Source organism: Flagellimonas sp. (genome assembly GCF_965233845.1).
GTDB lineage: Bacteria > Bacteroidota > Bacteroidia > Flavobacteriales > Flavobacteriaceae > Flagellimonas.
In genome coordinates this window covers 173561-194174 of record NZ_OZ247584.1, presented here as the reverse complement: position 1 = coordinate 194174, position 20614 = coordinate 173561, and the positions used below count along the sequence as shown (strand labels likewise).

General features: G+C 43.2%; 18 protein-coding genes. 12 read left to right on the top strand and 6 right to left on the bottom strand.

Annotation, left to right across the window (positions count from 1 at the left end):
* The first annotated feature begins 75 nt into the window (after positions 1 to 75).
* From polA to ACO6S0_RS00905, 3 genes are read left to right on the top strand one after another with little or no spacing between them, the layout of a single operon-like run.
* Entirely contained in the window at positions 76 to 2916 is a 2841-nt protein-coding gene (gene polA, locus ACO6S0_RS00915; RefSeq protein ID WP_422350175.1) for a DNA polymerase I, read from the top strand.
* Between the two features lie 13 nt (positions 2917 to 2929).
* A complete protein-coding gene (locus ACO6S0_RS00910) occupies positions 2930 to 4465 on the top strand; it encodes an arylsulfatase (protein ID WP_422350174.1) in 1536 nt (511 codons plus the stop codon).
* A gap of 49 nt (positions 4466 to 4514) precedes the next feature.
* Positions 4515 to 4877, top strand: coding sequence for a nuclear transport factor 2 family protein (locus tag ACO6S0_RS00905; RefSeq protein ID WP_422350173.1), 363 nt, complete (start codon positions 4515 to 4517; stop codon positions 4875 to 4877).
* 29 nt (positions 4878 to 4906) lie between these two features.
* Here ACO6S0_RS00905 and ACO6S0_RS00900 read toward each other — a convergent pair whose 3' ends face one another.
* A complete protein-coding gene (locus ACO6S0_RS00900) occupies positions 4907 to 5359 on the bottom strand; it encodes a MarR family winged helix-turn-helix transcriptional regulator (RefSeq protein WP_422350172.1) in 453 nt (150 codons plus the stop codon).
* A 188-nt stretch (positions 5360 to 5547) separates the two neighbouring features.
* On the opposite strand from ACO6S0_RS00900, the gene hppD reads away from it, so the two are divergent.
* The 5 genes from hppD (at position 5548) to ACO6S0_RS00875 (ending at position 11295) form a co-directional block, all read left to right on the top strand.
* Positions 5548 to 6681, top strand: coding sequence for a 4-hydroxyphenylpyruvate dioxygenase (hppD, locus tag ACO6S0_RS00895; RefSeq protein ID WP_422350171.1), 1134 nt, complete (start codon positions 5548 to 5550; stop codon positions 6679 to 6681).
* 89 nt (positions 6682 to 6770) lie between these two features.
* Positions 6771 to 7928, top strand: coding sequence for a homogentisate 1,2-dioxygenase (locus tag ACO6S0_RS00890; RefSeq protein ID WP_422350170.1), 1158 nt, complete (start codon positions 6771 to 6773; stop codon positions 7926 to 7928).
* 95 nt (positions 7929 to 8023) lie between these two features.
* Positions 8024 to 9244, top strand: coding sequence for a fumarylacetoacetase (fahA, locus tag ACO6S0_RS00885; RefSeq protein WP_422350169.1), 1221 nt, complete (start codon positions 8024 to 8026; stop codon positions 9242 to 9244).
* A 30-nt stretch (positions 9245 to 9274) separates the two neighbouring features.
* A complete protein-coding gene (locus ACO6S0_RS00880) occupies positions 9275 to 10186 on the top strand; it encodes a flavin reductase family protein (protein WP_422350168.1) in 912 nt (303 codons plus the stop codon).
* On the top strand, positions 10183 to 11295 hold the full coding sequence (locus ACO6S0_RS00875) for a pyridoxal phosphate-dependent aminotransferase (protein ID WP_422350167.1): 1113 nt from the start codon (positions 10183 to 10185) through the stop codon (positions 11293 to 11295). Before ACO6S0_RS00880 ends, ACO6S0_RS00875 begins: the two co-directional genes overlap by 4 nt.
* Before the next feature lie 13 nt (positions 11296 to 11308).
* Here ACO6S0_RS00875 and ACO6S0_RS00870 read toward each other — a convergent pair whose 3' ends face one another.
* Positions 11309 to 13960: a DUF5916 domain-containing protein gene (locus tag ACO6S0_RS00870; RefSeq protein ID WP_422350166.1), complete on the bottom strand. Its 2652-nt coding sequence runs from the start codon at positions 13958 to 13960 to the stop codon at positions 11309 to 11311.
* 248 nt (positions 13961 to 14208) lie between these two features.
* Between ACO6S0_RS00870 and rplM the strand changes: the two genes are divergently transcribed.
* The 4 genes from rplM to tsf all read left to right on the top strand — a co-directional run bounded on the left by rplM (position 14209) and on the right by tsf (position 17318).
* Complete coding sequence (rplM, locus tag ACO6S0_RS00865) at positions 14209 to 14664, top strand: 50S ribosomal protein L13 (RefSeq protein ID WP_138835580.1); 456 nt, start codon at positions 14209 to 14211, stop codon at positions 14662 to 14664.
* Positions 14664 to 15050: a 30S ribosomal protein S9 gene (rpsI, locus tag ACO6S0_RS00860; RefSeq protein WP_422350165.1), complete on the top strand. Its 387-nt coding sequence runs from the start codon at positions 14664 to 14666 to the stop codon at positions 15048 to 15050. The genes rplM and rpsI overlap by 1 nt, the downstream gene beginning before the upstream one ends.
* 209 nt (positions 15051 to 15259) lie before the next feature.
* Positions 15260 to 16387 carry a 30S ribosomal protein S2 gene (gene rpsB / locus ACO6S0_RS00855; RefSeq protein WP_422350164.1) on the top strand — a complete coding sequence of 376 codons (1128 nt, stop codon included), beginning with the start codon at positions 15260 to 15262 and terminating at the stop codon, positions 16385 to 16387.
* A 106-nt stretch (positions 16388 to 16493) separates the two neighbouring features.
* The gene (tsf, locus tag ACO6S0_RS00850) at positions 16494 to 17318 is read left to right on the top strand and encodes a translation elongation factor Ts (protein ID WP_422350163.1); all 825 of its coding nucleotides are present in this window, start codon (positions 16494 to 16496) and stop codon (positions 17316 to 17318) included.
* Between the two features lie 68 nt (positions 17319 to 17386).
* On the opposite strand, the gene ACO6S0_RS00845 is transcribed toward tsf, so the two are convergent.
* From ACO6S0_RS00845 to ACO6S0_RS00830, 4 genes are read right to left on the bottom strand one after another with little or no spacing between them, the layout of a single operon-like run.
* Entirely contained in the window at positions 17387 to 18202 is an 816-nt protein-coding gene (locus tag ACO6S0_RS00845) for a DUF4097 family beta strand repeat-containing protein (protein ID WP_422350162.1), read from the bottom strand.
* Positions 18203 to 18205: 3 nt separating this feature from the next.
* On the bottom strand, positions 18206 to 19072 hold the full coding sequence (locus ACO6S0_RS00840) for a DUF4097 family beta strand repeat-containing protein (protein WP_422350161.1): 867 nt from the start codon (positions 19070 to 19072) through the stop codon (positions 18206 to 18208).
* A gap of 56 nt (positions 19073 to 19128) precedes the next feature.
* Complete coding sequence (locus ACO6S0_RS00835; RefSeq protein WP_422350160.1) at positions 19129 to 19923, bottom strand: hypothetical protein; 795 nt, start codon at positions 19921 to 19923, stop codon at positions 19129 to 19131.
* A 4-nt stretch (positions 19924 to 19927) separates the two neighbouring features.
* Entirely contained in the window at positions 19928 to 20479 is a 552-nt protein-coding gene (locus tag ACO6S0_RS00830) for an RNA polymerase sigma factor (protein WP_422350159.1), read from the bottom strand.
* Between the last annotated feature and the right edge of the window lie 135 nt (positions 20480 to 20614).

Sequence of the window (20614 nt, the reverse complement as noted above, 5' to 3'; positions counted from 1 at the left end):
ACCTTTAAAAACTGTGCGATTACTATGGTGAAAACAAGCTTCGCATTTTTAATTTCATACTTCTAACCCAACACTATGTCCGATCAGAAAAGACTCTTCCTTCTGGATGCCTACGCCCTTATTTTTAGAGGATATTATGCCTTGCTAAAAAACCCTAGGATAAACTCCAAAGGGATGGATACTTCTGCCATTATGGGGTTTGTGAATTCCCTTTTTGATGTGATCAAACGGGAAAAGCCGGACCATTTGGCGGTTTGTTTTGACAAGGGCGGAAGCGTGGAACGTACCGAACTCTTTGAAGAGTATAAAGCCAACCGTGACGAAACTCCGGATGCCATCCGCATAGCGGTTCCCTACATCCAGGATATTTTAAGGGCCATGAATATTCCCGTGGTGGTCTTGGAAGGTTATGAGGCCGATGATATTATCGGCACCTTGGCAAAACAGGCTGAAAAAGAGGACTACAAAGTTTTTATGGTTACCCCGGATAAGGATTTTGGGCAATTGGTTTCCGAAAATATTTTCATGTATCGTCCAGCCCGAATGGGCAATGGAATTGAAATATGGGGCATTCCAGAGGTGCAAAAACGCTTTGGGGTGCAACGCCCGGAACAGGTGATCGATTATTTGGGAATGATGGGCGATGCTAGTGACAATATTCCTGGCCTACCCGGAGTTGGAGACAAAACGGCGAAGAAATTCCTGGCCGAATTCGATTCTTTGGAAGGACTTTTGGCCAATACCGACCAGCTTAAGGGAAAAATGAAGGAGAAAGTAGAAGCCAATGCTGAGTTGGGCCGATTGTCACGAAAGTTGGCCGAAATCAAAACGGATTGTGATGTCACTTTCAATGCGGACGATTATGAAATGTCTGAACCCGATGGAAACAAAGTGCAGCAGATTTTTGATGATCTGGAATTCAGGAGACTAAAAGAGCAATTCATTAAGATATTTTCTGGTGAAGCTGAAGTCCCGGCTACAACTACGCCTACCCAAGGAAAGCCCACCGCTCCCAAACCCCAAGCGGCCGGTAGTGGCCAATTCAGTTTGTTTGGAGCAGATCCCAGCGCAGCTCCAGCCACCATCAAAGATGCCAACAGTAGAAATACGGTATCCGATGTTTCCCATCTGTACCAAAGCATCCTGCCCGGTCTTGGGCTTCAAATTTTTATGGAAAAGTTGATGCAACAGACTTCGGTTTGTTTTGATACGGAAACCACCTCCATCAATCCGTTGGAAGCAGAACTCGTGGGTATTGCATTTAGCTGGGAAGCCAAAAAAGGTTATTATGTTCCAATTCCCGAAGAACGGGAAAAGGCCATGGAAATTTTGGAAATACTAAGGCCATTTTTTGAATCAGAGGCCATAGAAAAGGTAGGGCAAAACCTGAAATACGACATCAAAGTGATGAAAAATTATGGGATTGAGGTCAAAGGAAAGCTCTTTGATACCATGCTGGCCCATTACCTCATCAATCCGGATATGCGCCACAATATGGATGTTTTGGCCGAGACCTACCTTAACTATACTCCTGTTTCCATTACGGAGCTTATCGGCAAAAAAGGAAAAAACCAATTGAGTATGCGTCAGGTGCCTTTGGATAAGCAAACGGAGTATGCCTCCGAAGACGCCGATATCACCCTTCAACTGGCGGAGCATTTCAGACCCGAATTGGCAGAAGCAAAAACCGACGAGCTTTTCGAAAATATTGAAGTTCCACTGCTCAGGGTACTTGCTGATATGGAAACCGAAGGCATCAATCTGGACAAAGCTTTTCTCAATGACCTATCCGAGGAGCTAGACAAGGACATTAAATCGTTGGAACAAAAAATCTATGAGGCAGCCGGCGAACAATTCAATATAGCATCACCCAAACAGTTAGGTGAAATACTGTTCGAGAAACTGAAATTGGTGGACAAACCCAAAAAAACCAAAACGGGTCAGTATTCCACAGCGGAAGACGTGCTTTCCTATTTGGCCAAGGACCATGAAATTATTCAAAACGTTTTGGACTTTAGAGGCCTTACCAAACTTAAAAGCACCTATGTAGATGCTTTACCCAATGAGGTCCAACCGCATAGTGGCAGGGTCCATACCGATTATATGCAAACCGTGGCCGCTACCGGCCGTTTGAGCAGTAACAATCCCAATCTGCAGAACATCCCTATCCGAACGGAGCGGGGAAGACAGGTTAGAAAAGCGTTTATCCCGAGGGATGAAAACTACACCTTGCTTGCTGCGGATTATTCCCAGATAGAGCTCCGCATTATTGCGGCCTTGAGTGAGGAGGATACCATGATAGAAGCTTTTAAAAATGGGGAGGACATCCATGCGTCCACGGCTTCCAGAGTTTTCAATGTGCCCATTGAAGAGGTGACCCGGGAACAGCGGAGCAATGCCAAAACCGTCAATTTCGGAATCATTTATGGGGTTTCGGCATTTGGATTGAGTAATCAAACGGATCTTAACCGAACTGAGGCCAAAGAGCTTATTGAGACCTATTACAAAACCTATCCGAAACTTCGGAATTACATGGGAGACCAAGTGGATTTTGCCCGCGACAACGGATATGTCCAAACCGTATTGGGCCGACGAAGGTATTTGAAGGATATCAACGCGGGTAACCAAGTAGTGCGGGGCGCAGCGGAACGAAACGCGGTGAACGCACCCATTCAAGGGAGCGCCGCTGACATCATCAAAATTGCCATGATCAACATCCACAAAAAACTCACCGAAGGTGGCTTTAAAACCAAGATGTTATTACAGGTTCACGATGAATTGGTTTTTGATGCCTATAAACCCGAGTTGGAGGAAGTCAAAAAATTAATCAAAACCGAAATGGAAAATGCCTATGAGCTAGCTGTTCCCCTAGATGTAGAAATGGGTCTTGGGGATAACTGGCTGGAGGCGCATTAATCCAATATTTAACATGTCAAGAATCCTACAGATTGCATTATTCATTCTAGTCACCTTTTGCTTGGTTCCAGAACTTAATGCCCAACAGCCCGTTAAAAAACCCAACATTATCTATTTTTTGGCTGATGACCTGGGTTATGGTGAGGTTGGCGTTTATGGTCAGGAAAAAATCAAAACCCCGCATATTGATGCCTTGGCCAAAGAGGGCATGCTTTTTACGCAGCACTATTCCGGAGCACCCGTTTGTGCCCCTGCCCGTTACATTTTGATGACCGGCAAGCATGCGGGCCATGCGTACATCCGAGGAAATGATGAATGGCGGGAACGTGGAGAGGTTTGGGATTACAAAAAGGCTTTTACCAATACCAAGCTGGAAGGACAGCGCCCAATTCCCAAAAACACGGTCACCTTGGCCAAAAAACTCAAAGAGGCCAATTACGTCACTGGAGTGTTTGGCAAATGGGGTCTTGGGGCTCCGGAAACCGAAGGGGTTCCTACCAAACAGGGGTTTGATTCCTTTTATGGGTACAACTGCCAAAGACAGGCACACAATCTTTATCCCAGCCATTTATGGGAAAATGAAACCAAAGTCTATTTGAACAACGAGCTTATTGCTCCCCATGCCAGGCTGGATGCTTCGGCAGATCCCAGGGATGAATCTAATTATGATATGTATTATCAAAAAGATTATGCCCCTGACTTGATCCACAAAAAGGCACTTTCATTTATAGCGCAGCACCAAGACAACAATTTCTTTCTTTATTACGCTTCCCCCCTTCCCCATTTACCGCTACAGATTCCAAAAAAATACGCTGCTCCGTACAGAGAGCAAATTGGCGATGAAGAGCCATATGTTGGGAACAAAGGCTATTTCCCCAATCCCTATCCTCGGGCAAGCTATGCTGCTATGATTACTATGTTAGACCAGCAGTTGGGAGAACTGGTTGCCAAACTGAAGGAATTGGGGCTCTACGAAAACACTTTGATCATGTTTTGCAGCGATAACGGCCCTACCTATACAGGAGGTGCTGATTTTGAGTATTTCGAGAGCTCAAAACCTTTTACCAATGGTGCAGGAAGAACCAAAGGCCACGTCTATGAAGGGGGTATCCGTGTTCCGTTTGTGGCCAGCTGGCCTGGGAAGATCAAGGCAGGGAGTGTGTCCAACCACATTTCCGTTTTCTATGATGTACTGCCCACACTTTGCGACATAGTGGATGTTCCACTTCCCAACAATGTGGATGGGATAAGTTTTAAACCAACGCTACTAGGTTCCAAACAGCAAGAACATGATTTTCTTTATTGGGAATTCCCCAGCTACAAAGGGCAGCAAGCTGTTAGAATGGGCAAATGGAAAGGCATCCGGAAAAACATTTTTGAGGGCAATCTTAAAATAGAGCTCTATGATTTGGACCATGACCTTAAGGAAGCCCACGATTTGGCGGACCAATATCCAGAGGTTGTTGAAAAAATAATCCGAATCATGGAGCAGGAACACGAGCCGGCGGTCAATGATCGCTTTAAGTTTGCTGAGCTGGGAGATAAGTAAGCTGACCCCAGTCTCCAATCATGTAGAAAGGTATTTAATTCATACAAATATGGAATCCAAAGCATTGGCAAAAGAGTGGTTTCGACTTTGGGAAACCGGTGAGTTTGAGGATTTACCTATTTCCGATGATTTTGCCCACACCAGTCCCTATGGGACCATTGAAGGAAAAACGGCATATCTGGATCTGGTAAAGGCAAACAAGGATAAATTCTTGGGGCATACATTTGAAATCCATGACTTGATTTCGGACTCAAACAAAGCATGCATCCGATACACGGCCATAAAAGAAGCATTTAGATTAGAAGTAACGGAGTGGCATTATACCATGAACAACCTTATCTACAAGATAGTGGCCTATTACAATATTGAGGGCGAGATCAACGAAGACAGAAAACTATCCATGCCCAATTGAAATCAATTAAAGAAGCGCAGCTACCTTAACTACATCTCATTGGAGTAGTAATTGTAACCAATCTGGACTAAGACCTTTAGGAATATTTCAAAGTCCTCATTGTCCAAATCCTTGATAGCGAGTTTACGAAGGTTTACTGCATGGGGCAAAACCAATTTAATAATCTTCTTTCCCTTTCTGGTGAGTTCCAATTTGAAGCGTTTTTGATCTCCATCAAACCGAGTTTTGCTTATCCAACCTTTTTTCTCCAGCTTTCCAATAACTCTTGAGGTAGTCGCACGATTTCGAAAATTGGAACGTACTATATCCCTTTGGGAAGCCGTTTTGCCCAATTCGGATATGCGGTGCAAAATCACCCATTGCTCAATGGTCAGATCCACTCCAAGTTCCTCGAACTTTTTTAGATAGGCCTCCTGAATCCTTCTCAGAACCAAGTCCAAATGAAGCCCAATACCCGATATTTCATCAATTTGATTCAGCATTCACTACGCCTGTTTTCGTCCATCACCTTTTTGAAAATCACCTTACTAATGTATCCATTTTCACCCGTCAGGTAAAACCCTTGTCAATTTTAACAAAAATTATGTTTCCAATCCCAAAAGATCAATTCAAATTTCATATTTTTGTTGCATTAACAACAATTTTTATCTCACATCAAAATATAACACCTATGGAAACTACTGCAATCCCTAAAATTCATGACTCCGCTCAGGATTTTATGCCCATCAACGGCACCGATTACATTGAGCTCTACGTGGGCAATTCCAAACAAGCAGCCCATTTCTACAAGACCGCTTTTGGTTTTCAGTCATATGCCTATGCCGGTTTGGAAACGGGACTTACCGATCGCGAAAGTTATGTGGTAATTCAAGACAAGATTCGCTTGGTGCTTACCTCTCCCCTTAAAAGTGGGACGGATATAGGTAGACATATTGATCAACACGGAGATGGTATCAAGGTAGTTGCCCTATGGGTAGACGATGCCACTTATGCCTACAACGCGGCTATGGAAAGAGGGGCCAAATCGTATATGGAACCAGAAGTGATGGAAGATGAAACGGGCAAAATCGTCCGCTCTGGAATCTACACCTACGGAGAGACCGTTCATATTTTTGTGGAGCGCAAGGATTATGAAGGCACTTTTATGCCCGGGTACAAGAAATGGGAAACTCCAGACTACAACCCAGAACCCACAGGCTTAAAATATGTTGATCATATGGTGGGCAATGTAGGATGGAACAAAATGGACTACTGGGTAGAGTTCTATGAAAAAGTAATGGGCTTTGTGAACATTCTATCCTTTGATGACAACGATATTTCCACAGAATACACCGCCTTGATGAGCAAGGTAATGAGCAACGGCAACGGACGTATCAAGTTCCCGATCAACGAACCTGCCGAGGGTAAAAAGAAATCCCAGGTTGAGGAGTACCTTGATTTTTATGAAGGCGAAGGCGTGCAGCATATTGCGGTGGCCACGGACGATATTATTACCACAGTGCGTCAATTGAGAAGCCGTGGGGTCGAATTTCTTCGCGTCCCGGACACTTACTACGATGCCGTTACGGATCGTGTGGGACAAATTGATGAGGACATTGCTCCGCTAAAAGAGCTTGGCATCCTGGTTGACCGCGATGATGAGGGGTATTTGCTACAGATTTTTACCCGTCCTGTGGAGCCTAGACCTACCATGTTCTTCGAAATCATCCAAAGAAAGGGTGCACAATCATTTGGAAAAGGTAACTTTAAGGCACTGTTCGAAGCCATTGAACGCGAACAAGAAGTAAGAGGTACTTTGCATTAATTAGGTTAAGAGTGCTGAGTTATGGGTTAAGGTACATTGTTGTTTACTTAAGCTCATAACTCTTTACTCCCAACTCAAAATTAAAATCCATGCCGATTTATCACAAACTTGGAAGAATTCCACAGAAAAGGCATACCCAGTTCACCAAGCCGGACGGAAGTCTTTATTATGAACAATTGTTTGGCACCATTGGTTTTGATGGGATGTCTTCCTTAATCTATCATGAGCACAGGCCTACACAGGTTTCTGCCATAGGTGATTCTATTGATGTAAATCCAAAAATAGCCGTGAGCCACAACATTGCTTCCCGTAAATTAATTGGGTTCGATGTAAAGCCAAAAGATGATTTTTTGGATGCTCGAGAACCGCTTTTGGTCAATAGTGACGTTCATATTGGACTGGCAGCTCCAAAAAAATCCCTCACCGAGTATTTCTATAAAAACTCGGATGCAGATGAAATGCTCTTTATCCACAAAGGCACTGGAACTTTGCGAACGTTTTTGGGCAATATTCCATTCGAATATGGGGATTACCTGATCATTCCCAGAGGGATGATCTATCAGATAGAATTTGATTCAGAGGACAACCGCATTTTATATGCCGAGTCCTTCCACCCTATTTACACCCCAAAAAGGTATCGTAACTGGTTTGGACAATTATTGGAGCATTCCCCTTTCTGTGAACGGGATTATAAACTACCACAAGACCTGGAAACCTATGATGAAAAAGGTGATTTTGTCATCAAGGTAAAAAAGCAGGGCATGCTGCACAGTTTGGTATACAACACCCACCCTTTTGATGTGGTGGGCTGGGATGGATATAATTTCCCATACGGGTTCTCCATTCACAATTTTGAGCCTATTACGGGGCGTGTGCACCAACCGCCTCCTGTGCACCAAACTTTTGAAACCGGTGCCTTTGTCATCTGCTCGTTCTGTCCGCGATTGTACGACTATCACCCAAAAGCCATTCCAGCACCATATAATCATTCCAACATAGACTCCGATGAAGTGCTGTACTATGTGGATGGGGATTTTATGAGTAGAACAGGAATTGGACCAGGATATATTTCCTTGCACCCAGCTGGAATTCCGCATGGACCACATCCTGGCACCTATGAAGCTAGTATTGGCAAAAAGGGCACGGAAGAACTTGCCGTGATGATAGATACCTTTAAAACACTACAAGTCACTGAGAATGCACTCAAGATTGATGATGGAAGTTATTACAAATCTTGGGTGGAGTAGCAAGAAGTTAGACGTTAGAATCTAGATGTGAGAGTTCTTTCAGATTCAATGAACGTTTCTAATATCTAATGTCTCAAATCTAATATCTATAAAAAATGATCATCAACATACCTGAAAATTCAGATTTTTCAATACACAACCTTCCCTTCGGAATCTTTTCCACTGGAGATAGAAGCCCAAGGGCTGGAATAGCAGTCGGAGAACACATTTTAGACCTAGCTGCAGTCGCGGAGTTGGATGTTTTCGAGTTTAATACCGCCGTTCTGGAGAAGGACACGCTTAACGATTTTATCGCTTTGGGAAAATCCATTACCAAAAAAGTTAGGATTGATATTCAGCATTGGTTAAAAGATGAAAGTTCCATTTTAGCCGGAAAACCAGAACTCTTTGTCCTTCAGTCCGAGGCTCAAATGCATATGCCCGTATACATTGGGGACTATACCGATTTCTATTCCAGCATTGAACACGCCACCAACGTGGGCATGATGTTCCGTGATCCAGAAAATGCACTTTTGCCCAATTGGAAGCACATTCCCGTGGGATACCATGGAAGGGCATCTTCCATTATTTTAAGTGGCGAACCTATTCACAGACCCAAAGGTCAGGTTTTGCCAAAGGATGCTTCAACTCCCGTGTTCCAAGCATCGGCTCGCTTGGATTTTGAGCTGGAAATGGCATTTATCACAGGAAAAAACACAACTCTGGGTGAATCCGTTTCGACGGCAGAAGCTGAGGATTACATTTTCGGAATGGTGCTTTTCAACGATTGGTCGGCCAGGGATATTCAAAAGTGGGAGTATGTTCCGCTAGGGCCATTTTTGGCCAAGAACTTTGCCTCATCCATTTCGCCTTGGATCGTAACCATGGAGGCTTTGGAGCCCTTCCGTGTTGCCGGACCCGTCCAGGAGCCCAAGGTGCAATCCTATCTGGAGTTTGAGGGCGACAAAAACTACGACATCAACTTGGAAGTTGCCCTTCAGCCCGAGGGAGTGGAAGAACAGACTATCTGCAATTCCAATTACAAATACATGTATTGGAACATGGCACAGCAATTGGCTCACCATACGGTGAATGGCTGTAACATCAATGTTGGGGACTTGTACGGTTCTGGCACTATTTCAGGGAAAGATGAGAAATCCTATGGCTCTATGCTGGAACTGGCCTGGATGGGAACCAAACCCCTTCAAATGAAGGATGGTACCGAACGTAAGTTCATCCAGGACGGAGATACAGTGATCATGCGCGGACATGCAAAAAAAGATGGAGTTCGCGTTGGCTTTGGAGAGGTTTCCACCAAGGTGCTTCCGGCAAAATAGATTTATCTTAGCACTACATAAATCCAATCCATGTCCAGCATAAAGACCATTGATCCCAATTCCATTTCCCAGCCTGAATTGCATTCGTACTTACTTACTTCCGTAGCCCCTAGGCCGATCGGGTTTGTAAGTACTGTTGATTCCGATGGAAATGTGAATTTAAGTCCATTCAGCTTTTTCAATGTTTTTAGTTCCAATCCCCCAATCATGATATTTTCTCCAGCTAGGGGTAGGAACAATATACCCAAACATTCGCTTCAAAATGTACAGGAAGTTCCGGAGGCAGTCATCAATATTGTGGATTTCCCAATTGTAGAGCAAATGTCCCTCTCCAGCACGGCCTATGATAAGGACGTCAATGAATTTGTCAAATCCGGACTGACCCAAGTGCCCAGCGCAAAAGTAAAACCTCCAAGAGTAGGTGAATCACCGGTTTCATTTGAGTGTACCGTAGATCGAATCATTGAATTGGGCGATGGCCAGGGAGCCGGCAACCTTATCATGGCCAAGGTTGAATTGATACATATTCAGGATCAGTTTTTGGATGAGGAGGGCAAATTGGATCCCTTAAAATTGGACTTGGTAGGAAGAATGGGTGGAAGTTGGTATACCCGAGCCAGCACCGCCTCACTTTTTGAAATTCCCAAACCCATTAGAACTAAAGGTATGGGGGTGGATGGATTACCTTCCGGGATCAGAAACAGTCCTGTTTTAACAGGTAACAATTTGGGAAGACTGGGCAATTTGGAACAGTTACCCACTGCGGATGAAATTGACATGGTAGCCAAAGATGATGAAATCCGAATGATGCAAAAGAAATTGAACGGAAATCCACAGAAATTGAAAAAAGAACTGCACTGGTTATCACAACGTATGTTGATGGACGAACAAACAGAAAAGGCATTGGCAGTTCTTATGTATGCTGAAAAACTTGAAGCATGAGCAAAGGAATCGAGTCCATTTTTAAACCATATCTGCAGCCCAAAAAAGCTTACGAAGGCGGAAAAGGCATTCCTCCTTCCAAGGACAAAAAAATATATAAGCTTTCTTCCAACGAGAATCCTTTGGGACAATCTCCCAAAGCAACGGAGGCTTTGCTCAAGGCTGCCCAAAAAGTACATATTTATCCAGACCAGACCGATATTAGACTACGGGAAGCCCTGGTAAAGGATTTTGACCACCAACTGGCGGCCGATCAGTTCATCTGTGGCAACAGCGGTTCCGAGGTTATTGATATGGTCTTAAGGGCGTTTATCAATGAGGGGGATGAGGTCATTTTTTCCAATCCCTGTTTTCTGCCCTATTCCGTTTTTTCTAGATGGTATGGTGCGGTACAGGTGGATATTCCGCTATTGGAACCAGATTACACCTTGGACCTGGAAGGTATTTTAAATGCCATTGGCCCAAAAACAAAAATTGTCTTTTTGACCAGCCCCAATAACCCTACGGGCACCTATATTCCAAAGTCGGTTCTAGATGACTTTTTCCATAAAATCCCAAATAACATTTTAGTGGTTTTTGATGAGGTCTACCGACATTTTGCGGACGCCCCGGATTATGTAACCGCTTTACCATATGTGCAAAAGGGTTTGAACATCATTGGCATCAACAGTTTTTCCAAGACCTATGGATTGGCCGGACAACGTATTGGTTATGGGTATACCACCGAAAAAATTGCAAAATACCTCGGACAGATTCACAAACCCTTTCTGTTGCCGCTTACTTCCCTTGAAGCTGGTATTGGCGCTTTGGAAGATGTGGCTTTTATCCAAAAGACGGTAGAAACAGTTCACGAGGGCCGTAAATTTCTTTCCGAAGCTTTTGATAGGATGGGAATTGCCCACTGGCCCTCCCAAGCCAACTTTTTTCTAATAGATCCTCCGTTACCAGAACTCGAGTTTACCGAAATCTTGATGGAGCAAGGTATAATGGTCCGGCCTGTTTCCCAATTTGGGGCACCTGGAAAAGTAAGGATTACTATTGGTGACCATGAGGCCAATGAAGCATTGGTGATGGCGCTGGAAAAGATCAAGACGCTTGCAAAGCAATAAAATATAAGCTTGGTCAAAGCACAAACCTGTACGTCGCCTTTAACAAAAAGATGTTTTGTGGTTTCTGACCAAAAATATTGTCCCCCAAACTTGGTAGCAGTCCAGCCGTGGGATCCCCAGACTGGGACACGTCTTGGGACCAGACCAGAAAAATCTCTGAACCCGGGATGTACTCCCATCTAACAACAAGGTTGGAGCGGAATTGCACAAAGGAAAAGTCGGGGTCATCAAAGGTAAAATCCACATCCCCGTCCAAATCATCATCCACCGAGAACACATCCTCTGAAAAGCTAATTTGCTCTGGGGCGTAAGCCGTGAATCGGTCTTCAAAAGTCTTGGCCCCAGCATTGGAGATATGTTTAAAGTTGGAATAACGCCCTCTGGATATAAACGGTTGTCCCCAGTATTGAATGGTCAAATTAGGGCTAATGTTATAATTCAAACGTAGGGACATGCTCAAAGTACGCTGGTTGACCTCCCCATTTAGATAGCGGGCCGAGCCATTGACCTCATCAAAATTATCGATGTACTGGAGCTTGTTATGGTTGATGCTCAATGAGGGAAAGGCCGAAATACGTAACGCATTGATAGGCTGATAAACAAACCCCGCTTCTATCAAATAGAATTTCAAGGAGTTGTCCACTGTCTTTGTCCCTCTATGGAAAGCGCTAAAGCGAAGCTTTTTTCTATTGTCCGTGTTTATACTGTTCCAAAAACTAATCCAAGGGGAGGATCTTAATCTTGGGCCACCACGTAGGGCAAAATTGTCATATTCAATGGGTGCATAATTGAACCCGACGTTGGTAAACCAGTTGTTTTTCCAGTTTTGCCAACTGTTGGTATTGAATTGCAAGTAATTGTGATTCCCTCCAAAATCCCATGCCGTCCAATGGTTATAATTAATGCCCACCCTTCTAAAAGTGCTATCAGGTTTAAGGGTCTGGTACCCAATCCAGGTATAGTGCCTGATATCATCGGATTGCCGCTGAAACCCAAGGTCATTTATTTCCAGTTCTGGGGATCGCCACGTACCTCCGGATTCAAACTTCCAATGACCATTTCCAATTTTTCCAATTTGAACATTCCCACCAGTTCCCGACAAGGATGTTCTTTCAGCGTCCAACTCCACGTGATTCGCCCCTACCCGTTGAAACAAATGTGTAATGGATTCCTGTGTGTTTTGTATTGCCTCTGGACTTCCTTTTACATGGCTGAATATGACATTCCCTTCCACATACCAATCCCGATTGGCCCATTGGTGCTTAAAATCCAACCCCCCAGTAAAGGCCGATTTATGCAGAAAATCAAGTGCTTGGTTAAGATTGTCTCGATTTGTGGCGGTAAATATCCCTCCGATATATGAGTTTCTGTCATTAAAGTCCTTTTGCAATCGGCCCACAAAATAATTGGTCAGCGGTTCCACCATTTCCCTACGTTCTTCTCCATTTTCATTTCTGATGGCAGCATATCGCTTAGCCGTCACACTTTCCAGAATCCCTATGGCCCAACCATCTTTGGTTTTACCACTGAATTTTGCTGCTCCAATAATAGGTGTTTTGTCAGGTTGGTTCACAAATTCATCATCCCCTGCATCCACAGAGCCTTGGGGGCTTCTGCCTATTCGCCGTGAATAAAAAAGGTTATCAAATCCAAAGGTGTTCCCCGCCTCTGATTCCGAAAGTCGGAAATCGAATATGTTTTTGTTCTCCACAAAAAATGGCCGCTGCTCCCTAAAGAAAATTTGGAATCCGTCCAGGGCAATGGCCGATGGGTCTGCTTCTACCTGCCCAAAGTCGGGATTTACCGTCACATCCATGGTCAGGTCATTGGTCACTCCAATTTTGGCATCCAAGCCAAGGGTAAAATCACTTTCGTTTCCATCCCTAAAGGGATTCCCATCCTCCGCCTCATAGGTTTCGCCGCTGGTAACGGTGTACGGTTGGATTTCCAACTGCTTTTGAGGCTCAATATTCTTTAATCCATGTAGTTCACCAAACTCACTAACCCAACCTGGCTGGTCGATGGGCTTTCGCTGCCACACGGAACGTTCCTCTGCCCTGAATATCCTTCGGGTGGACTGCAGCCCCCAAACTTGGTTTTCAGAAGAGCCGAATTTTAATTGGCTCAATGGAATTTTGAACTCAGCAGTCCAACCCTCTTCATCAATATTGGTTTTGGTATACCAAATGGGGTTCCAACTTTCATCCCAATTGGTTCCGTTATTGGAGACAAACTCATCCCCCTTAACCCCAGATACACTTGTGGTAAATGAGAACGCCGTTCGTTTATCATGATAACTGTCAATATTGAATTCGATAAAATCGCCTTCAAAACCATCCCTACGGGACATTCGCTTTACAATTTTATCCGGTTCAGAATCGTAGCAGCGTACACCTATATATAGGTTCTTGTTGTCATATACAATTTTGAACCTGGTTTGGTGGGTTGGGGCAGTATTCTCATCGGGCTGCAATTCGATGTAATCTCCAGCCCATTCCACGAGATTCCAAACCGGGTCATCCAACCGACCATCTATTGCAGGAGGCTGTTCTCCTCCTATGGATGTTGTAACATAAATCTTCTTGGGAACTACGGCTGTTGAGTCCTGTGCTTTTAGTTGAAGGCCAAGAAAAAGCAAAGGTACAAAGATGATTAGTCTGGACACTTTAAATGTTTTTTGATTGATTTGCTACCCTAAAGACCAGCAAATTTTGGAACAGTTACAGTAGGCTTCAACATTTGCTTAATTTTAACAAAAGAATGGGATAGTTTTGACCCTTCCAAAGCAAGCTTTTTCGTGACTAAACAAAAAGTCAAAAATATTCCCAATCAACCATTTGTAATTCAATCTAATAATTGTACATTTGCAGCCCGTAATTCGGGATAGGTTTTTAAATCACTAATATTCTAGAAGTGGACACATTAAGTTATAAGACTATTTCTGCCAATAAATCTACCGTTGATAAGCAATGGTTATTGGTTGATGCTGAGGGAGAGACATTAGGTAGATTGTCATCTGTAGTAGCCAAGTTGCTAAGAGGTAAACACAAGCCAAACTTTACCCCCCATGTAGATTGTGGCGATAACATCGTTGTTATCAATGCTGAAAAAATTAACTTGAGCGGAAACAAATGGGCCGACAAAGAGTATCAAAGATATACTGGATACCCAGGAGGACAGCGTTCCACTACTGCACAAGAAATATTGGAAAAGCATCCTGAAAGACTTATTGAAAAGTCTGTTAAGGGAATGTTGCCCAAAAACAGATTGGGAGCTGATTTATTCAGAAACCTTAAAGTATATGCCGGTGCAGAGCACGGTCAAGAGGCACAAAAGCCAAAAGCAATAAACTTAAACGACTACAAATAATGGAAGTGGTTCATAAGATTGGTAGAAGAAAAACTGCTGTAGCAAGAGTATATGTTTCTGAAGGAAAAGGAAACATCACCATAAACAAAAAGGAATTAAAGGATTACTTTACCACTGCTCCATTGCAATACAAGGTAAAACAACCTTTTACCTTGACCGAAACTGAAGACACTTACGATGTTAAGGTAAATGTTTACGGTGGAGGAATCACTGGACAGGCGGAAGCTGTTCGTTTGGCATTGTCCAGAGCTTTGTGCGAAATAAATGAAGAGAACAGAACCGTTCTTAAGCCCGAAGGTCTTTTGACCAGGGATCCAAGAATGGTGGAAAGGAAGAAATTCGGTCAGAAGAAAGCCCGTAAGAAATTCCAGTTCTCCAAACGTTAGGATTTTCGGTGCATTTGCACCACATATTATAAGTTCATTGAAAACCCTGATGCATTTCAGGGTTATATTTTTAACCAAGTTGTCGTTGTTCCAAAAAGGAAAAAACGAACTTTTTGGAATTTAGTTTAGCATCTAAATGGGCTGGGCGCGCAGTTTTGCAACCACCAATCCATTGCTACTACAACGGAACGTAAACTAAGTACAAAAAAATGGCAAGTAACGTCGAAGTTAAAGACTTATTGGAAGCAGGTGTGCACTTTGGACACCTAACCCGAAAGTGGAACCCAAACATGTCTCCTTACATCTATATGGAGCGTAACGGGATTCACGTGATCAATCTCTACAAAACAGTAGCGAAACTTGATGAGGCCAACGAAGCCCTCAAGAAAATTGCTGCTTCCGGTAGAAAAATTCTTTTTGTAGCCACAAAAAAACAAGCTAAGGATATTGTCGCAGACAAAGTATCCAAAATCAACATGCCTTACATCACTGAAAGATGGCCAGGTGGTATGTTGACCAATTTCGTAACCATCCGTAAGGCGGTTAAGAAAATGGCGGCCATTGACCGCATGAAAAAAGACGGAACGTTCAACACGCTTTCCAAAAAAGAAAGATTGCAAGTAGACCGTCTAAGAGCAAAGTTGGAAAAAAACTTGGGTTCCATTGCTGATATGACCCGATTGCCAGGTGCAATTTTCATCGTGGATACCATGAGAGAGCACATTGCAGTTAAAGAGGCCCAAAAGTTGAACATCCCAATCTTTGCGATAGTGGATACCAACTCAGACCCAAGACCAATTGACTATGTAATTCCTGCCAATGATGATGCTGGAAAATCCATTGAGGTGATCATGGGACAGGTAACGGAAGCTGTTGCCCAAGGTTTGGCAGAACGCAAAAACGACAAAGAGGAAAAAGAAACACCTGCCAAGGAAGCGCCAGCTAAAGAGGAAGCTCCTGCTAAAGCCGAGAAGGCAGCTGAGCCAGTGCAAGAGGAAAAACCTGCTGTTGAGGCTAAAAAAGAAGAGCCTAAAGTAGAGAAAGTTGCCAAAGAGGAAACCAAGGAGGAGCCAAAAGCAGCTAAAGCCGACGACTTGACCAAAATTGAAGGCGCTGGACCCAAAGCAGCAGAAGCTCTTGTAAATAGCGGAATTGACACCTATGCAAAATTGGCGAAAGCGGATCCTGAGAAAATCAAGGAAATCCTAACGGAAGCCAGCTCAAGAATGGCGCATTTGGATCCAACTTCTTGGCCAAAACAAGCTCAAATGGCTGCCGATGGCAAGTGGGATGAGCTAAAGGAATGGCAAGACAACGCCAAAGGAGGCGTAGAATAATCAATTGATAACATTAGGCTAAAACAAAACACTGCCAACAGTGTTTATTTTACATAAATTTTAAAAAGATTTCCGCTTTAGCGGAAAAGACTAAAAAAATCAAATTATGGCAAAGATTACCGCCGCAGAAGTAAATAAACTAAGAAAGACCACCGGAGCGGGAATGATGGACTGCAAAAATGCTTTGGTTGAAGCTGATGGTGATTTTGATAAAGCAATTGAAATCCTTCGTAAAAAAGGACAAAAGGTAGCTGCCAAAAGAGCGGACAGGGATTCCTCTGAAGGAGCTGCTATTGCAAAAGTAAACGCAGAAAGCTCTACTGGTGTGATTATCTCCTTGAACTGTGAGACTGATTTTGTGGCCAAAAACGAGAGCTTTGTTACCCTTGCCAACGATCTAGCTGATCTAGCCCTTGGTTTTGACAACAAAGATGCTTTCTTGGCTGCTCCCTTTAACGGGATGACCGTTGCTGAAAAATTAACAGAGCAAACTGGTGTGATCGGTGAGAAAATCGAAATTGGAAGCTTTGAGAAATTGGACGCCCCATTCGTTGGATCGTACATCCACGCTGGTAACAAAATTGCTACATTGGTAGGTTTGTCAGCATCTGTTGATGGTGCCGCTGAAGCAGCTAAAGATGTTGCCATGCAAGCCGCAGCTATGAACCCTGTTGCCCTTAACGAGGAAGGTGTAGATCAGTCCGTTATTGACAAGGAAATTGAGATTGCCAAAGATCAATTGCGTCAAGAAGGAAAGCCTGAAGCTATGTTGGAAAACATTGCCAAAGGAAAATTGAAGCGTTTCTTCAAAGACAACACCTTGGTTAACCAAGCCTTTATCAAGGACAGCAAGCAAAGTGTTGCACAATACGTAAAATCTGTTGACTCCGATTTGGAGGTAACCGGATTCCAAAGAGTAGCTTTAGGATAAACTTCCTAAACCCATAAAAGAAAAACGCTCCCCATTGGGAGCGTTTTTTTGTTTATGCCTGAGCTATTTTATTTCGATTTTATCAAAATATCTCCATTAAAGGTTTTGAACAGCATTTCAGGGCCTCCTCCATTTATGGTACCCCTGACCCATTGTTCAATCTTTACCTTATACGTTCCAGAAGAAGAATTCTGGTTGACCTCAGGTTGATTGGCAGCAACTTTCATATCAAAATCGGTGTAAATATCCCCCATATCCGTTTTAGCCTTCACGTTGGCCTTAAGGCTGTTGGGAAAGGTAATATCCAAATCTCCATTTAAACTACTAAAAGCCATGTTGGCATCTTGGGTTATGCTCTGAAAATCTACCTTAACATCCCCGTTTACCGTATCTGCGGTGGCAGAACCACTGACTCCTTCCAAGACAATTTCCCCATTGACATTGGTTATTTCCATTTCACCGCTGATTCCTTTCACACTAATATCACCATCATTGACTGTGGAGAGTTTAACCGAAAAGGCCTTTGGCACCTTTACATGAAGGTGGGTTGCCTTGTTCCATTGCTCATTGATCACATGCACCACATTATCTTTTTCTTCGGCACCAATGTTCAATGATGAACTATTGATTCTTTTCAGGCCATTCTTTTCCCTGTGCCCATCATCATGGTCATGCTCCCCTCCAAAAGAAGCCTTGATCACCACTTCTTTCCCGTCATACGCTTCAACGGAAATGGAACCCGATATTTGGTCAATAACCAATTTTCCAGGGTTTTGTGGATTACTCAATGGCACAGCGAACAAATCTATGCTCTTTTCTTGTGCGGTACCCTCAACCATACAAATGGTAACGGCCAGAATTACTAATGCTTTAATATTCTTCATGACTTATATTTTTTTGATGAATACATTTCCATTTAAAGTTTCAAAATCGTGGTCTACCAGTCCAGAGCCTATTTGCACCACGGGTTTAGCTTCGAACCTGTATTTGGGCTTATTTCCCTTTTCCATGGTCTTATCCGTTTTCATGAACTGTTTGTTCACATCAAAATCGGTATATAGCTCCCCATTCATACTTTTAAATGAGATGGAGGCAGACAATGCCTTTTGATACGCAATGGTTATATCCCCATTTAAGGAATAATAGGTTGAGGCATTCTTGGGGTTGGTGGCATAGGATATGTTAACATCCCCGTTGATACAATGGACTTTAGTTGTTCCTGTAATATCCGTAAGGGTAATACCTCCGTTGATGTTCTCCGCACTTACAACTTCTCCACGGGTGTTCTTAACGGTCACCTCTCCATCGTTGACGGTGCTTACATTGACATGAATTTTATTTGGGACCTTAATCTTAAAATTCAAGATATGCCCATAAGAAGGTTCATCGTGGTTGTTGCACCAATTGAATCTTAAGTTTTCCCCATCAAAATCCGCATATGGGGCATCAGCATATAAAACTATTTGCCCGGTCTTCTCAATGACCCCTAGATTCAACTCTTGCTTCCCCAAGTCCAAATCCGCTTGGTTTTTTGCTGAAATGATTTTCTCCACTTCCACAACAACTTGGGTACCACCATAACCTTCAACAGTAATATTCCCAAAGACATTCTTTACAATCAGGCTATGATCGGATTGGTTGGAAAAGGCAATTTCCTTCTTGATCATTTCCCTAAACTCCTTCTTTTGGGCATGCAACCCAGGCAAGGCCACCAAAAGGCTCAGACTTGCCATAAAAATTAATTGTTTCATCATTTTTTAATTTGACTGTTCGTGATTTGATTATGCCACAAGGGCGATTGATAAATAAGCTAGATTATTGATTCTATTGAATTTTTGATTTTCTTCTGCACCGTTGTATCCAACTTTCTTTCTTGGAGCAATTGCCTAAAAGGTTCAATGGATGCTTTCTCCTGTAGGGCCACCATTAAGTTGGCCAGGGTAATCTGAAGAATTGGCGATTCCTGATTGGGGATGGACTGCACTAACCCCTGACGCACGATCGGATGGTCAACATAATTGGTCAGGGATTCTATGGCTGCCAAGCGAACATTTACGTTGGAATCCTGGTTAAGGGTTTGAAGCAATGCCTTAATTACAATCTCATCGGCATCTTCAAATTTGTTGGCTTCGCTTACGCCTTGCAATCGCTGATTGGCGGAAGGTTGTTCCAATAAGGTCAAGACTAATTTCTGCCTAACACTTTCCGTTTCCTCATTGACCACAACATTGTCCACAGGCAACTCCTCGTTCTTGGAATTCAAAAAATACCCTACTGCTATTCCCAAACCCAAAAGCAAAAGTCCAAATACCCATTGTGCCTTAGGGAGTGGCCAAAACCAAAGGGGAAAACTTTTGCTTGTCGCTTTCTGGTTCTGCTTGTCCATTTCTTTGGAAAGCATGTCAAAAAAAGCAGTATCCATGGCTTCGGATGGTTCGGGTGTTTTTAGATTTCCAACCATATCCCAAGTATCCATCAGCGCTTGCATTTCCAATTGTAACCCTGGGGAATCTTGCAACAGTTTTTCAAACTCCTTCATCTCGTTTTCATGCATACTGCCTGACAGGTAATCCATCATTTGTATTTTCAATTGTTCCTTATCCATGTCTTTAAACCGTTTCTAGTTGTAAAAAAATATTTCTTAACTCCTTCAAGGCCCTATGCACCCTTACCTTGGCTGCACCTTCGGAACATCCAATGGTTTCTCCAATTTCCTTGAATTTCATTTCCCTGTATTTACTGAGTACCAACAGTTCCCTTTTTTCATCAGGCAGTTGCGCCATGGCCCTTTTAATTTGATAGGCCTTATCCTCCATATCCACCTTTTCCGAAAACGTATCAGTTTCAACACGGACATCCTCGGGATCGGTACCCACTGCTATTTTGTTTTTCGCAGTTTTTTTGTGGTAATCATAATTGACATTCCTCGCCATTCTGAACATCCAAGCTGCAAACGACCCGTTTCCAGCATACGAACTTCTGTATTTGAGCATGCGTACGAATACATTCTGAACCAAATCCTCACTAACCGACGGATTGTTGCCCAAGTTGTAAAAGAATCCAAAGAGCCTTTTTTTATGTCGCTCATACAATAAGCCCAACTTATCCAAATCCCCGGATTTTACTTTGAGCATGAGCATGTCGTCGGTTAGGTTTTGCAATTTGATGGTGTTTTTTTGGCTTGTTGAATGATATACTGCCCATTTTTTAGATGGTTACAGAATCTATGATTTTTTTTGTTCAATTTGATGGAAAACCATCGTTAGTTCCACCAATTCCCATAAATATTTTTGATT